We start from the raw sequence: 13,551 nt of genomic DNA on the forward strand, positions 1-13,551 counted from the left end.
CCGGCGAGGCGCACATGAAGATCGAGGTCACGCCCGCGCGGGAGATGCACGCGCTGTTCGCCGCGGTCGTGGAGCTGGCCCAGGCCGGCCGCATGAGCCGCCGCGGCCTGCCGCGCAACCTGCGGGACCTGGCGACGCTCGCGCACCGCTACGCCACCGAGGCGTCCGTGCCGCTGCTCGGCGCGCGGGCGCAGCGCTGGCTGATGGCGCCGCTAGCGCGCCGGCGGCAGCGGCTCGAGCACCGTGCGGCGAATGTGCTCGTAGACCACTGAGGAATTCACGCTCGCGACCTCGGGGCGTTCGGTGAGGCGGTCGACGACGAACGCGTACAGGGCGTTCGTGTCGGGCACGGCGACGTGCAGCAGGAAGTCCGCGTCACCCGACAGCACGAACGCGCCCACCAACTCGGGCAGGTCGCCGACCCAGTTGCGGAACGCCTCGACGATCTCGCGTGTCGGCGGCCGGATCGTCACCGCGATCAGCGCCTGCACATGGCGGCCGAGCGCGCCGAGATCGATGTCGGCGTGGTAGCCGCGGATCACGCCCTCGGCCCGCAGCGCCCGCACGCGCTCCTCTGAATCGCATCGGCCGCAGCGATGCTGTCATTCCCGCCGAGATGACGAAAGGCGTGCTGGTGGTGGATGAAGCCCTCGCGCCCGGCCTGGCGGCGAACGCCGCGGCCGTGATGGCGATGACGCTCGGGACGAAGGTCCCGGCGTTGATCGGCGAGGACTTGGCCGACGGCGCGGGCGAGACCCATGCGGGGCTGTTCCGGACCGGGTTGCCGGTGCTCGAAGCGCCGCGGGCCACGTTGCGCGAGCTGCGGGCGAAGGCGATCGCGGCCGAGGTCGGCGTCGTCGGGATGCGGGTCAACGGCCAGCAGACCAACGACTACGCGGAGTTCACGGCGCGCTGGCGACGCTCACGGAGCCGGAGTACCTCGGGCTCGCGCTCTACGGCCTGGCCAAGACGGTCCGCGGGCTCACGGGTGCCCTCGCGCTGCTGCGTTAGCCGAGCTCGCGCAGGGCGGCGCGGGATCGCTCGCGCACCGCGTCGAGGTCGTCGAGGCGCGAGAGCGTCCGCAGTGGCATCCGCATCCGGCGGTTGCCGCTCAGGCGCTCCTGGTGGCGGTCCATGAAGTCCCAGTACAGGGCCGTCACCGGGCACGCGTCCTCGCCCGCGCGCACGTTGGGCTCGTACCGGCAGCCCCCGCAGAACGTCGACATCTTGTTGATGTAGTTGCCGCCCGCCGCGTAGGGCTTGGACATCATCTCGCCCCCGTCGGCGTACAGCGCCATCCCGGCGGCGTTCGGCGCCATCACCCACTCGGCGCCGTCGATGAACGAGCCCTGGAACCAGCGCACCGCCTCCCACGGCTTCACGCCGGCCAGCAGGAGGATGTTGCTGAGCACCATCAGGCGCTCGATGTGGTTGGCGTACGCGTCCTCGTTGACGCCCTGCACGACCGTGTCGAGGCAGTTCCAGCCGGTCGGCTCGCCCCAGAACGCGGCTGGGAGCTCCCGTTGCGCGCCGAGCGCGTTGCCGCGGTCGCGCCGCTGCCAGTACATGCCCCACACGTACTCGCGCCAGCCGATGATCTGGCGCACGAAGCCCTCGACCGACGCCGGCGGCGCGTGCCCGTCGCGGTAGGCCTGCTCCGCCGCGCGCACGGCGCGCAGCGGCTCGAGCACGCCGAGGTTGAGCGGCGCGCTGAGCTGAGAGTGGAAGACGACGTGGTCGTCGCCGACCATCGCGTCCTGCCAGGGGCCGAACTCCGGCAGGCGGTCGCGGACGAACGCGTCCAGCGCGTCCCGCGCCTCGCCCGGCGTCGCCGCGACCTGGCGCGGGCCGTCGGCGCCCCACAGCTCGACGCCGTCGAGCGCGTCGAGGTCACGCCGGACCTGCGCGTCGATCTCGTCCTCCCGCGGGCGCCACGGCTCGGGCGTGAGCAGCCCGGCCTTCGGCGGGCGGCGGTTCTCGTGGTCGTAGTTCCAGCGCTCGCCCTCGGGCTGGCCGTCCGCGTCGAGCAGCACGCCCAGCCGGCGGCGCTGCGCGCGGTAGAAGTCCTCCATCAGCAGCCGCTTGCGGCCGTGAGCCCACTCGTCGAACCCGCCCAAAAACTGGTTCGATGCGACGAACCGCACGCCCAGCCGCCGTAGGGCGGCGCGCGCGCCCGCGTTGTTGGGCTCGGCGCACACCACATCGCGGCGGTCCTTCAGCGCGTCGGCGAACGAGTCCGCGCGCACGTACTCGGCGTTCTCGAGCTCGGCCGCGAAGTGCCGCATCGCGCTGAACACGAGGTGCGCCCGGCGTCGGTGCGTCCGCACCCGCCGCAGCGGCGCGAGCGCCTCCACGAACAGCACCCGCTCGGCACCGTCGAGCGCCGGGTTGTCGCGCATCAGCTGGTCGCCGAGGATCAGCGCGGTGTGGCCCATCGCAGGCGGTACGGCCGTGACTGGGTAGACCGGTCACATGGCTCCTTCGACCGACGAACTCGAGCGGACGCTCCTCAACGACCTGCAGACGCTGCACGACATGGTCTCCAGCGACGACTCCTTCGACCGGGACCTCTACCGCGCGCTGACCGGCACCCAGTGGCACCGGGAGGGCGGCGGTCACGTGTCCTTCAGCTTCAAGCGCGCCGAGGAGATCGTGAACGCGCAGCGCGCCCGCAAGGACCGCGACCCGCTGACGCTCAACCAGACGGGCGGCGAGGGCACCGTGAGCGAGCGGATCGCCTCCGCCCTGCGCGACCAGGGCTGGTCCCCGCGCCCGCTGGATCCGGACGTCCACGACGACTCCCACGTCGACAGCGGCGCCGACGGCCCCCCGCGCGGTGGCACCCACCGCAAAGACGTCTAGGGTCGACCCCAACCTTTCCTAAAGAGGGACTGTCCCTCTTTAGGAAAAGGGGGCGAATGAGGGCGCCGCCGCACTAGGACAGGCATGCCTCGACAGCCCCGTGCCGAGCTCGAAGCCGGCGTCTATCACGTGTACGCCCGCGGTAACCGCAGGCAGTCGATCTTTTTCGACGACCGCGACCGTCGGCGGTACGTCGCGTTGCTGGCGAGCGTGGTCGGACGGACCGGATGGCTGTGTCTGTCCTATTGCCTCATGGGCAACCACGTTCACCTCCTGATCGAGACCCGGGAACCGAACCTGGGCGTCGGGATGCACCTGCTGCAGGGCGGCTACGCGCAGTACTTCAACCGCCGGCACGGCGTCTCCGGCCGCTTGTTCCAGAGCCGGTTCGACGCGGTGGCGATCGAGAGCGATCACCAGCTGTGGCTCACCGCTGCCTACGTCGCGCGCAATCCGGTCTCGGCCGGTCTGTGCGAGACGGCCTCGGACTGGCTCTGGAGCAGCCACGCCGACGTGGTGTACCGATGCGCGCCGGACTGGCTCGCTGACGACCGCCTCCTGTCCTATTTCGCGGCGGACGGTGGGCGCGCTCTCGACCGCTACGAATCGCTTGTCGGCCTCCAGTTGCGCGATCGCGTTTCCTAAAGAGGGACAGTCCCTCTTTAGGAAAACGAGGCCTGCCAGGGCGCGGTGCCGGCCGCGATCGCGCGGCGGACGCGGCGCTTGGCGATCGCCATCCCGACGAGGTAGGCCGGCTTCGGCGGGACCCAGCCGAGCTGGGTGGCCATGCCGAGGTCGTCGCGGTTGGCGCGGTGCTCGGTGGCCTGGCCGTCGCGGATCGTGAACCAGTGGGTCTGGCCGATCACGGCCTCGCGCCCGGTGGGCGGGAAGGCCTCCTTGACGTCGCCCGCGGCGTCGCAGACCACGAAGTCGCCCGTATGGCGGACGTGCATCTCGCAGCGGACGGCGACGAGCTCGCCGGCCTCGGCGACGTCGAGGATCTCGAACGCGAGCGACCCGAACGCGGACCGCAGCCAGTGGCGCGTCGCGAGCAGACCGAGCGGGCCCTCCTGCCGGCACTCGACCGGCTCGTTGTGGGCTTCGTGGTTGACGTGGTCGGGCGCGACGAGGCGCTCGGCGTCGGCGAGCGAGACCGAGTCGCCGGAGATCAGGCGCATGTTGGCCAGCGCGACGGCGGTCGCGCCGGCGGTGAGAGACGAGGTCATGCTCAGCAGGACGTCGCGGCCCCGCTGCCCATTCCTAGCGGTTGAAGCCGCCGATCACCGGCACCCAGGACGGGATGCCCCAGATCGCGACCGCGATACCGATCGCGGCGACGCCGAGGACCACCGCGATGGCGACGATGATCCGCTGCGTGCGCGTGGTCTCCTTCGCCGTCATCTTGGCCTTCTCGGCCTGCTCGAGCGCGACCTCGAGCAGGCGCGCGGCCCACGCGAACTCGAGCGACAGGATCGCGAGCCCGATCGGGATCACCGCCAGCGCGGGGCCCGGGAAGACGACCATCACCAGCCCGGCGATGAGCACCGTGAAGCCGACCACGACGAGGCCGATCCGGACGATCAACCCCCGGTCCTTGTGGGTGGCGCGCTGTGCGCGCAGGCGGTCGATCAGCGGTGGCTTGGCGGCGTTCTCGTCGCTCATTGCTCCTCGATGAAATCACGGACCTCGACCAGCGTCCCCGGCCGTTCGGCCGTATCGGGCCGGGAGGCCGAGCCGGCGCGCTTCTGCCACGCGACCAGGAACGGGTTCGGGTCCACGGCGTCGCCGCCGTTGGGATGGATCTCGAAATGGACGTGCGGCGGGGTCGGTTCGGCGTCGCCCGTGTTGCCGACGTAGCCGAGCACCTCACCTGCCTCCACCCGGCGGCGGTTGACCGCGTTGGCCGAGAACGCCGACAGGTGCGCGTAGAAGAACTGGTCGCCGCTGTCGGCGTAGACCCACAGGCGGTTGCCGGAGATCGGCAGCGTGCCGACGTTGGCCAGCTCGCCGTCGGCCACCGCCACGACCGGCGTGCCGAAGTCGGCGAAGATGTCGTTGCCCGCGTGCGGACGGCCCGTGCTCGCGCGCGGCGCGCCGAACGGACCGCCGATCGTCGCGCGGCCGCCGACCGGGAACACGAACCGCTTGCTCATCAGCCGCTCGCGCCAGGACTGGCGGTTGCGCGGCCGCGGCGTCGGGGTCGGCGTGGCGGTCCGCTCCGGCTCGGCGGTGGGCTCCGCCGTGGGCGTCGCGGTCGGGTCCGGGTCCGGGTCCGGCGTGGCCGAACCGCCTCCGGCGCCGGACACGCTCGCGGACACGTCTGCGACCACCACCTCGGTGCCGGCGGGGATGCCGTCGACTTCGCTGGTGAGCTCGACGATCAGCCCGGCGCCGCCCTGGTTGGCCGTCACGACGCCCTGCTCGAACTGGAACGTCTTGGTGCCCTTGACCTCGTCGTATTCCTCGTCGCCGATCGTGAGCCCGCTGACGAGTCCGCTGTACTTCACGCGGCCGCCCGTGGTCACGGCCTTGCGCTGCACGAACGCCACGGTCACCAGCCCGCCGAACAGCTCCAGGTCGTTCGCTTCCGCGGTGGCCTCCGCGGACCCCTCCGACACCGACGTCACGACGGACACGAACCCGTCCCCGAGCACAATCCCTTCAGGCGTCTCGGCCGACAGGCTGCTGGAGGCGGAGTCCTCGCCGGACGCGCGCACACGCGTGACCCGCCCGAGGTCGCCGGTGATCACCGCGGCCGTCGCGGTGGCCTTCCCCGAGCTCTGTGCCGGCGCCGACGCGACCACGAACCCCGCCACGAGCACGACCAGCACGAGCGCTGCGAGGGTTCGAACCGGCACCCAAAGAGTGTGCCAGACCGTACCGCGCGCCCGACGACGCTCCTATACGGTCCGCCCCTCGTGCCGGACCCAGCGATCATCGCGGAGGGGTTGCAGAAGTCCTACGGCAAGGTCGAAGCCCTCAGGGGAGTCGACCTGCGCGCCGAGGCGGGTTCCGTGCTGGGCCTGCTCGGCCCGAACGGTGCCGGGAAGACGACCGCCGTCCGCATCCTCACCACCCTGCTCGAGGCCGACGCCGGCAGCGCGCGCGTCGCCGGCCTGGACGTCAAGGCCGACGCCAAGCAGCTGCGCGGCCGCATCGGCCTCGCGGGCCAGTACGCGGCCGTCGACGAGAACCTGACCGGGTTCGAGAACCTCGACATGGTCGGGCGGCTCTACCACCTCGGCAAGCCGACGGCGCGCGAGCGCGCCCGCGACCTGCTCGAGCGCTTCGACCTCTCCGACGCCGCCGACCGTCCCGCCAAGACCTACTCCGGCGGCATGCGGCGCCGGCTGGATCTGGCCGCGGCGCTCGTCGCGCACCCGCCCGTCGTGTTCCTCGACGAGCCCACCACGGGCCTGGACCCGCGCAGCCGCATCGGCCTGTGGGAGACGATCGAGGCGCGCGTGGCCGAGGGCACGACCGTCCTGCTCACCACGCAGTACCTCGACGAGGCCGACCGCCTCGCGGACCGGATCGCGGTCATCGACCACGGCACGGTGATCGCCGAGGGCACCTCCGACGAGCTCAAGAGCCAGATCGGCGGCGAGCGGCTCGAGGTCAAGCTGCGCGACACGGCTGACGAGGAGAAGGCGATCCGCGCGCTGGGCGGCATCTGCGACGACGTCCACGCCGAGTTCCCGCTCGTCACCGTGCCCGGCCACATCCCGGTGGCGGACGCCGTGCGCGCGCTCGACGACGCCGGCGTGGCGATCGACGACATCGCGGTCCGGCGCCCCACGCTGGACGACGTGTTCCTCACCCTCACCGGCCGCCCCGCGGAGGAGGTGGAGGACAGCGATGCCTGAGATGGTCGCCGACGCGCTGGTGATCCTCAAGCGCAACCTGATCAAGTTCCGCCGCCAGCCCGAGATGCTGATCGGCTACACGATCCAGCCGATCATGTTCGTGCTGCTGTTCGTGTACGTGTTCGGCGGCTCGATCGACACCGGGATGGACTACGAGGACTTCCTGATCCCGGGGATCATCGTCCAGAACATCACCTTCGGCGGCGCGCTGACCGCGGTCGGGCTGGTGGAGGACCTCAACAAGGGCCTGATCGATCGCTTCCGGTCGCTGCCGATGGCGCGGAGCGCCGTGCTCGCCGGCCGCACGCTCGCCGACGTGGTGGTGAACCTGTTCGGCGTGATCATCGTGATCCTCGTCGGCTACGTGGTCGGCTTCCGCTTCAGCACGAGCGTGCCGGAGGTGCTGTACGGGATCCTGCTGTTGCTGCTGTTCGGCTACGCCTTCAGCTGGATCTTCGCGCTCGTCGGCCTGTACTCCACCAGCGCCGAGAGCGCACAGCAGATCGGCTTCACCGTCATCTTCCCGATCACGTTCATCTCGTCGGCGTTCGTTCCCATTCAAAACATGCCCGCGCCGCTGGAGGCGTTCGCCGAAGTGAACCCGTTCACCCTCGCGGTCGATGCCATGCGCCACCTGTTCGTCGGCACACCGGCGGGCGATTCCGTGTGGCAGGCGACGTTGTGGTCGGTCGGTCTGGTGGCGGTCTTCGCGCCATTGGCGGTAATGAAATACCGCAAGGTGAGCGCGCGCTAGGCTGAGAACGTCACACAAATCACGTGCTCGTGCAGGGGTGCTTGAGCGCGTGGGAACGGGAGGCAGTTCGTTTTGCGACGTTCACTAACGCCGGCGATGCTGGCATGCCTTTTGCTGGCCGCACCCGCCGCTGAGGCGCGGGTCGAGACCAAGCAGGTGAGCCAGTCCAAGAGCTCGGTCACGAGCTACTGGACCGCCGAGCGCATGAAGGCGGCCACGCCGGCCGAGAAGCGGTTCGGGGGAGCCGCGCCCGGCCAGGCCCGCAAGGCCGCGTTGCCGTGGACCTCGGAGGAAGTCACGACGCCCTACACGCAGGCGCCGACCTCCACGCACGGCAAGGTGTTCTTCACCCTCGGCGGCAACGACTACGTGTGCTCGGGCACCGCGCTGCTGAGCGGCAACAAGTCCGTGGTCTGGACCGCGGGCCACTGCGTCAACGAGGGCCCGGGTGCGTTCGCCACCAACTGGGAGTTCGTGCCCGCCTACAAGGACGGCTCGGCCCCGCTCGGCGTCTACGTCGCCGAGAACCTGTACACACCGACGGCGTGGCGCAACTCCGGCGACTTCAGCTACGACCTCGGCGCGGCCGTGGTCGCCCCGGCGGGCGGCACCGCGCTCACCGACCGTGTCGGCGGTCGCGGGATCGCGTTCAACACGGCCCGCAACCAGACGTACACCTCGTACGGCTATCCGGCTGCGCCGCCGTTCGGCGGCGAGCGCCTGTGGCGCTGCAACTCCGGGCTGCAGACCAGCGACACGTCGGCCAATCCGGCGACGCTGGGCATCGGCTGCGACATGACCGGCGGCTCTTCAGGCGGCGGCTGGATCGTCGGCTCCAACGTCGTCAGCGTGAACTCGTACGGCTACAACAACCAGCCGGACGTGATGTACGGGCCCTACCAGGGCTCGGTCGCGCAGTCGCTCTACAACGCGGCGGCCGCGGGTTAGACGCGGATCGGGGGCGGCGCGCACCGGCGCGCCGCCCACGGCTCGCTACTTGACGGTGATCTCGCCCAGCATCCAGGGGTGGATCGCGCAGACGAAGGCGAGCTTCGTGCCGGCCTTCGCGGTGACCTCGAAGGTGACCTTGCCCTTGGCGGGCAGCCAGATCGAGTCCCCCGCGGTGTCGAAGCCCTCGCCGCCGGCCTCGACGAGCTCGGTCTTGGCCTCCATCGACTCCGGGTCGGCGCCGTGCGCCTCCATCAGCGGGCCGCACTCCTTGCACTCCATGATCGCCTGATCGCCCTTCGGGAGCTTCTTGATCAGCGACAGCGAGTGGGGCTGACCCATCGTGGACTTGTCGCGCAGCGTGACGGTCGCGCCGGACTTGACCGAGTACTTGTTCGCGTCCCAGCGCTGGTCGTCCTGGACGTAGGCGTTGGCCTTGACCTTCATGCCGCCGATGGCGGTGATCGTGTTGGCCTTGGGCGCGGCGAAGGCGGGAGCGGCGACAGCCAGGGAGGCGAGCGCGGCCACCGCGGAGATGCGACGGATCATGGGCGCCATCCAAGACCGACGCCGCCCGGGTTGCATCGGGGATTCCCCTAGTCGTAGGCCCAATGGCCGATCGAAACCCGGCGACGTCATTCCTACGGTGCAGCGCATGCTCGATGGCATCCATCCTTCTGCTGGCGAGCCGCTCCCGTTCGCCGACACCGTCCACATCCGAGCGTTCACGCTCGACAACGGGTTCGTCGTCTACGCCGCGCGCGGCGCCGGCGGGTCCGCCCGCGCGCAGTACCTCAACCACTGGCACGAGGCGAAGTTCGGCGGCGGGTTCGTCGACGCGCCGCTGTACGTGCACGAGGCCGACGCGCCGTGGGTCGACGTGCCGCACACCACGTTCGCGCGGCGCGAGACCGTCGACGGCGACTTCGAGCTGATCCCGATCCCGGGTCACACGCCGGGCGCGACCGCGTTCCTGTGGCGCCGGATGCTCTTCACCGGCGACTCGATCTTCCTCGACGGCGACCAGTGGCGGGCCGCCGTGCTCGACGACAGCGACCGCGAGGCCTACATCGCCAGCGTCGAGCGCCTGAAGACGGTCGAGTTCGACTGGCTCGTGCCGTGGGCGGCGAGCGCCGACGGGCCGTGGTACGCGCCCGCCGACGCGGCCCAGCTGGACGCGATCATCGAGCGGCTGCGGCGCGGCGAGGACCGCTAGGCGCTCAACCACAGAACGGCGAAGCCGCACGCGGTCACGAGGCAGGCGGCGAGGATCGGTACGCCGAAGCGGGCGAACTGCGCTTCGCTGTAACCGCCGGGCTGCAGCACCATCAAGTTGGACTGGTGGCTGTAGGGATTGATGAGCGTGAACGAGACGCAGGTGCCGACCAGGGCGAGCACCAGCACCGGGTCGGCGCCGAGCTCGTCCGCCAGCGACAGCGCGACGGGCGTGACGATCGCCGCGGTGGCCGCGTTGGTGACGAGGTTCGTCGTCACCGTGGTCGCGACGGCGAGCACGAGCACGAGCCCGAGGGTCCCGTCCGAGAGGTCGGCGATCGCGTCGGAGATGACGTCCGCGAGGCCGCTCTCGACGACGATCGCGCCGAGGCCGATCGAGGCCGCGAGCAGGGCGAGAACCCGGGGCTCGAGTGCGCGTGCGGCGGACCGCGGTGTGATCACGCCGGTCAGCACCATCAGCACGGCGCCGCCCGCGGCGGCGACTTCGGCGGCCACCAGCCCGAAGGACGCGGCGATCACCACGCACAGCAGGACGCCGAGCGCGACGAGCGTCTTCGACGGCTGCGGCGCCCGGCTCGTCGCCCGCTGCCAGAGCGCCACGGCGGGGCTGCGCGCGACCGCCTCCTCGCTCTCGCCCGTGACGTAACAGGTCTCACCCGGGCTCAGGTCGGTCTCGTGCAGCGGGCGATCGCTGCGGGCAGCGATGATCCGCAGCGATCCGTCGCGTTCGAGCTCGTGCAGCGAGACGGGCTCGCCGGCGCCGACGCTGACGGCGTACAGCCGCTGCGCCGACGTGCCGAACAGCGGCGTCGCCCAGAGCGCCGCGATCCCCTCCTCGGTGGCGTTGAACACGAGCAGATCGCCGGCCTCGATCCGCTCTTGCGGGCCGAGCGTCGTGCCCCAGCGCTCGATGCCGACCAGCTCGTACTCCTGCGTCCGGTCGATCCCGAGCGTCGTCGCGCGGCGGTGCTCGGCGCGCGCCGGTGTGTTGACGCGGATCTCGACGCGCCAGTCCTGGCTGCGGGCCGCGGTGTCCACCGCTCCGCGGAGCGCGCGCCGGCCGGTCAGGTAGGTCACGACGGCGCCGACCAGCGCGACCGGCAGCGCGACGGCCGCGAACGACAGCATCCCCATGTCCACACCCCGCTCGCCGGCGATCCCGGCGATCACCAGGTTCGAGCTGGTGCCGATCAGCGTCACCGAGCCCGCCAAGGTCGTGACGTGTGCGATCGGCAGCAGCACCTCCCGGGCCGGGATGCGCTTGGTCTGCTCCAGCTGCCGCGCGGCGGGGATCAGCATCGCCACCAACGGCGTCGTGTTGATCAACGCCGAGCCGAGGCCGATCGGCACCGCCAGCCGGCGGAAGACCTGCTGCGCGGTCGTGGTCGACGCCAGCAGCGCCCAGGTGGCGCGCGAGACCACCCCGGTCTGGACGATGCCCCGGGCGATCACCAGCATCGCCGCGATCGTGATCACACCCGGGTTGCTGAGTCCCGAGGCGAGCTCGTTCACCGGCGCGACGCCGATGATCGCGGCGAGGACCAGCGCGACCAGGAGCGCGAGCAGCGGGTCGATCCTGCCCGAGGCCATCGCAGCGAGCGCGCCGACGACGAGGGCGGCGGCGACCCACAGCATCGCGCGTCAGTCGTCGCGCTCGTAGGCCTGCGACTGCTGCGCGCGGCCGGACAGCACCATGGGGTGGCGCGGCGGCTCGGTCAGGACCGTCTGGCGGTCGAGCTCGAGCTCGGGCCCGACGTGGATGAGCTCGCCGACGCCGACGTCCTGCCAGCCGGGGTTCGCGTCCATCCGCTCGCTGGCGATCACCACCATCCGCTGGTCGCCGCGCGGGTTGGCCTGCATGCTGAACGTGCCGTGGGCGTCACGCTCGACCAGCGGCCCGCCGCCGGCGTGCTCGAGCACCAGCAACGGATTGTGCTCGGGATAGCGGAAGGCCCACAGGTGCCCGACCTCGCCGAGCACGAAGTTGATGCTGTAGAGCTCGTAGCCGTCGGCGAGCTCGCGGACGGCCGCGGTGATGCCGGCACGGACGTCGCCGCCGGCGGCGCGGATGTGCAGCGTGATCAGCGCGAAGACGCGCTCGGAGTCGGTCTCGCCGCTCACCACGGCCCGCTGCTCCCCGAGCCGGTGCTCGAGCCGCTCGAGATCGCCGACGACGCCGTTGTGGGCGAACATCCGCCCGTCCTGGAAGAACGGGTGTGTGTTCTGCAGGGACACGCCGCCGGTGTCGGCGTAGCGCAGGTGCGCGAGGAACTGACACGCCTCCGCGTGGCGCGCGACCCCGTGATAGAGGCGATCGCCCGCGGCCCGCACCGGGTTGCGGACCAGCAGCAGCGCCGAGTCGGCGCTCAGCGTCGCGAGCCCGAAGCCGTCGGCGTTGACCTCACTCTGCGCCGCGAGCGATGTGGGCGCCTCCAGCAGCCAGAAGTCGGCCTCGACGTCCTGGCCCCCGGCGTGCAGTGCGAACAGGCGACACATGCGCTCGCAACACTACGCCCTCACCCGCCGATGCGCTCCTCGAGGATGCGCGCGAGGTCGGCCACCGGGACGCGCTCCTGCGTCAACGAGTCGCGGTCGCGCAGCGTGACGGTGTCGTCCTCGAGCGTCTGGTGGTCGACGGTGACGCCGAACGGCGTGCCGATCTCGTCCTGGCGCCGGTAGCGCTTGCCGATGTGGCCGCCCTCGTCGTACTCGGCGGACATCCGCTTGCGCAGGTCGGTGTAGATGTCGCGCGCCTTCTCGGGGTGGCCGTCCTTGCGCAGCAGCGGGAGGACGGCCACCTTGATCGGCGCCATCGTCGGGTGCAGGCGCAGCACGGTGCGGGTCTCGCCGCCGATGTCGTCCTGGTCGTAGGCCTCGCACAGCAGCGCGAGCATCGTGCGGCCGAGGCCGGCGGCGGGCTCGATGACGTGCGGGAGATAGCCCTGGCCGGTCTGCGGGTCCTTCCACTCCAGCTTCTCGCGCGAGAACTGGGCGTGCTGGGTGAGGTCGAAGTTGCCGCGGTTGGCGACGCCCTCGAGCTCGGACCAGCCGATCGGGTACAGGTACTCGACGTCGCTGGTGCCGGACGAGTAGTGGCTGAGTTCCTCGGCGTCGTGCGGGCGCAGGCGCAGGCGCTCGGGGCTGATGCCGAGCTTGACGTACCAGTTCAGGCGCTCCTGGCACCAGTACTCGTACCACTGCTCGGCCTCATCCGGGGGGACGAAGAACTCCATCTCCATCTGCTCGAACTCGAGCGTGCGGAAGATGAAGTTGCCCGGCGTGATCTCGTTGCGGAACGACTTGCCGATCTGCGCGATGCCGAACGGCGGCTTCTTGCGCGCGTAGTTGAGCGTCTGCTTGAAGTCCAGGAAGATGCCCTGCGCGGTCTCGGGGCGCAGGTAGACCGTCGAGCCCTCCTCCTGCACGGGCCCGATGTTGGTCTGGAACATCAGGTTGAACGCGCGCGGCTCGCTCAGGTCACCGCCGCAGGTCGGGCACTTGACGAGCGCCGGGTCCTCACCCTTGGCCTCGGCTTCCTCCTGCAGGTGGTCCAGCCGGTAGCGCTTCTTGCACTTGCCCAGGCACTGGACGAGCGGATCGCTGAAGCCGGCGAGGTGGCCGGAGGCCTCCCACGTGCGCGGGTGCTGGATGATCGCCGAGTCCAGGGCGACGATGTCGTCGCGCTCCTGGATCATCGCCTTCCACCACGCGTCGGTGACGTTGCGCTTGAGCAGGACTCCGTAGTGCCCGTAGTCGTAGGTGTTGGCGATGCCGCCGTAGATCTCGGAGGCAGGGAAGATCAGGCCGCGCCGCTTGCAGAGCGCGACGACCTCGTCCATGGAGCTTGCGGGCATGGGACCGCATCTTAGGCGGCTAAACTCGCCA

General features: G+C 70.9%; 16 protein-coding genes and 1 pseudogene. 8 read left to right on the top strand and 9 right to left on the bottom strand.

Annotation, left to right across the window (positions count from 1 at the left end; all coding sequences use genetic code 11):
• Positions 1-14: 14 nt before the first annotated feature.
• Complete coding sequence (locus tag OJ962_RS11665) at positions 15-272, top strand: hypothetical protein (protein WP_202956399.1); 258 nt, start codon at positions 15-17, stop codon at positions 270-272.
• On the opposite strand, the gene OJ962_RS11670 is transcribed toward OJ962_RS11665, so the two are convergent.
• On the bottom strand, positions 213-566 hold the full coding sequence (locus tag OJ962_RS11670) for an Lrp/AsnC family transcriptional regulator (RefSeq protein WP_202956400.1): 354 nt from the start codon (positions 564-566) through the stop codon (positions 213-215). The genes OJ962_RS11665 and OJ962_RS11670 overlap by 60 nt on opposite strands.
• 50 nt (positions 567-616) lie before the next feature.
• On the opposite strand from OJ962_RS11670, the pseudogene OJ962_RS34385 reads away from it, so the two are divergent.
• A pseudogene (locus OJ962_RS34385) lies at positions 617-913 on the top strand (DUF2000 family protein); the annotation flags it as partial.
• 94 nt (positions 914-1,007) lie between these two features.
• Here OJ962_RS34385 and OJ962_RS11675 read toward each other — a convergent pair.
• A complete protein-coding gene (locus OJ962_RS11675) occupies positions 1,008-2,435 on the bottom strand; it encodes a cryptochrome/photolyase family protein (protein WP_202956401.1) in 1,428 nt (475 codons plus the stop codon).
• Positions 2,436-2,472: 37 nt separating this feature from the next.
• Between OJ962_RS11675 and OJ962_RS11680 the strand changes: the two genes are divergently transcribed.
• A complete protein-coding gene (locus OJ962_RS11680; protein WP_202956402.1) occupies positions 2,473-2,862 on the top strand; it encodes a hypothetical protein in 390 nt (129 codons plus the stop codon).
• Between the two features lie 84 nt (positions 2,863-2,946).
• A complete protein-coding gene (locus OJ962_RS11685) occupies positions 2,947-3,507 on the top strand; it encodes a transposase (protein WP_202956403.1) in 561 nt (186 codons plus the stop codon).
• 17 nt (positions 3,508-3,524) lie between these two features.
• Here the strand turns inward: OJ962_RS11685 and OJ962_RS11690 are convergent, their stop codons facing one another.
• Genes OJ962_RS11690 through OJ962_RS11700 form a run of 3 tightly spaced genes read right to left on the bottom strand, consistent with a single transcriptional unit; the run spans position 3,525 to position 5,720 of the window.
• Positions 3,525-4,088, bottom strand: coding sequence for an ester cyclase (locus OJ962_RS11690; protein WP_202956404.1), 564 nt, complete (start codon positions 4,086-4,088; stop codon positions 3,525-3,527).
• A 34-nt stretch (positions 4,089-4,122) separates the two neighbouring features.
• The gene (locus OJ962_RS11695; RefSeq protein ID WP_202956405.1) at positions 4,123-4,524 is read right to left on the bottom strand and encodes a PGPGW domain-containing protein; all 402 of its coding nucleotides are present in this window, start codon (positions 4,522-4,524) and stop codon (positions 4,123-4,125) included.
• Positions 4,521-5,720 carry a M23 family metallopeptidase gene (locus OJ962_RS11700; RefSeq protein ID WP_202956406.1) on the bottom strand — a complete coding sequence of 400 codons (1,200 nt, stop codon included), beginning with the start codon at positions 5,718-5,720 and terminating at the stop codon, positions 4,521-4,523. Before OJ962_RS11700 ends, OJ962_RS11695 begins: the two co-directional genes overlap by 4 nt.
• Before the next feature lie 60 nt (positions 5,721-5,780).
• Between OJ962_RS11700 and OJ962_RS11705 the strand changes: the two genes are divergently transcribed.
• The 3 genes from OJ962_RS11705 to OJ962_RS11715 all read left to right on the top strand — a co-directional run bounded on the left by OJ962_RS11705 (position 5,781) and on the right by OJ962_RS11715 (position 8,430).
• Positions 5,781-6,728, top strand: a complete 948-nt coding sequence (locus OJ962_RS11705) for an ATP-binding cassette domain-containing protein (RefSeq protein ID WP_202956407.1) — start codon at positions 5,781-5,783, stop codon at positions 6,726-6,728.
• Positions 6,721-7,482, top strand: coding sequence for an ABC transporter permease (locus OJ962_RS11710; protein ID WP_202956408.1), 762 nt, complete (start codon positions 6,721-6,723; stop codon positions 7,480-7,482). The genes OJ962_RS11705 and OJ962_RS11710 overlap by 8 nt, the downstream gene beginning before the upstream one ends.
• A 96-nt stretch (positions 7,483-7,578) precedes the next feature.
• Positions 7,579-8,430 carry a trypsin-like serine peptidase gene (locus OJ962_RS11715; RefSeq protein ID WP_202956409.1) on the top strand — a complete coding sequence of 284 codons (852 nt, stop codon included), beginning with the start codon at positions 7,579-7,581 and terminating at the stop codon, positions 8,428-8,430.
• A gap of 45 nt (positions 8,431-8,475) precedes the next feature.
• Here the strand turns inward: OJ962_RS11715 and OJ962_RS11720 are convergent, their stop codons facing one another.
• Complete coding sequence (locus OJ962_RS11720) at positions 8,476-8,979, bottom strand: cupredoxin domain-containing protein (protein WP_202956410.1); 504 nt, start codon at positions 8,977-8,979, stop codon at positions 8,476-8,478.
• A 106-nt stretch (positions 8,980-9,085) separates the two neighbouring features.
• On the opposite strand from OJ962_RS11720, the gene OJ962_RS11725 reads away from it, so the two are divergent.
• Entirely contained in the window at positions 9,086-9,646 is a 561-nt protein-coding gene (locus OJ962_RS11725; protein WP_202956411.1) for an MBL fold metallo-hydrolase, read from the top strand.
• Here OJ962_RS11725 and OJ962_RS11730 read toward each other — a convergent pair.
• The 3 genes from OJ962_RS11730 to OJ962_RS11740 are packed head-to-tail and all read right to left on the bottom strand — an operon-like array spanning position 9,643 to position 13,520.
• The gene (locus OJ962_RS11730; protein ID WP_202956412.1) at positions 9,643-11,301 is read right to left on the bottom strand and encodes an SLC13 family permease; all 1,659 of its coding nucleotides are present in this window, start codon (positions 11,299-11,301) and stop codon (positions 9,643-9,645) included. The two genes, OJ962_RS11725 and OJ962_RS11730, sit on opposite strands and share 4 nt — an antisense overlap.
• 6 nt (positions 11,302-11,307) lie before the next feature.
• Entirely contained in the window at positions 11,308-12,162 is an 855-nt protein-coding gene (locus OJ962_RS11735; RefSeq protein WP_202956413.1) for a class II glutamine amidotransferase, read from the bottom strand.
• Positions 12,163-12,182: 20 nt separating this feature from the next.
• Positions 12,183-13,520, bottom strand: coding sequence for a glycine--tRNA ligase (locus tag OJ962_RS11740; protein ID WP_202956414.1), 1,338 nt, complete (start codon positions 13,518-13,520; stop codon positions 12,183-12,185).
• Positions 13,521-13,551 lie beyond the last annotated feature (31 nt).

The organism is Solirubrobacter deserti (genome assembly GCF_027587175.1).
In the GTDB taxonomy this organism is placed as follows: Bacteria; Actinomycetota; Thermoleophilia; order Solirubrobacterales; family Solirubrobacteraceae; genus Solirubrobacter; species Solirubrobacter deserti.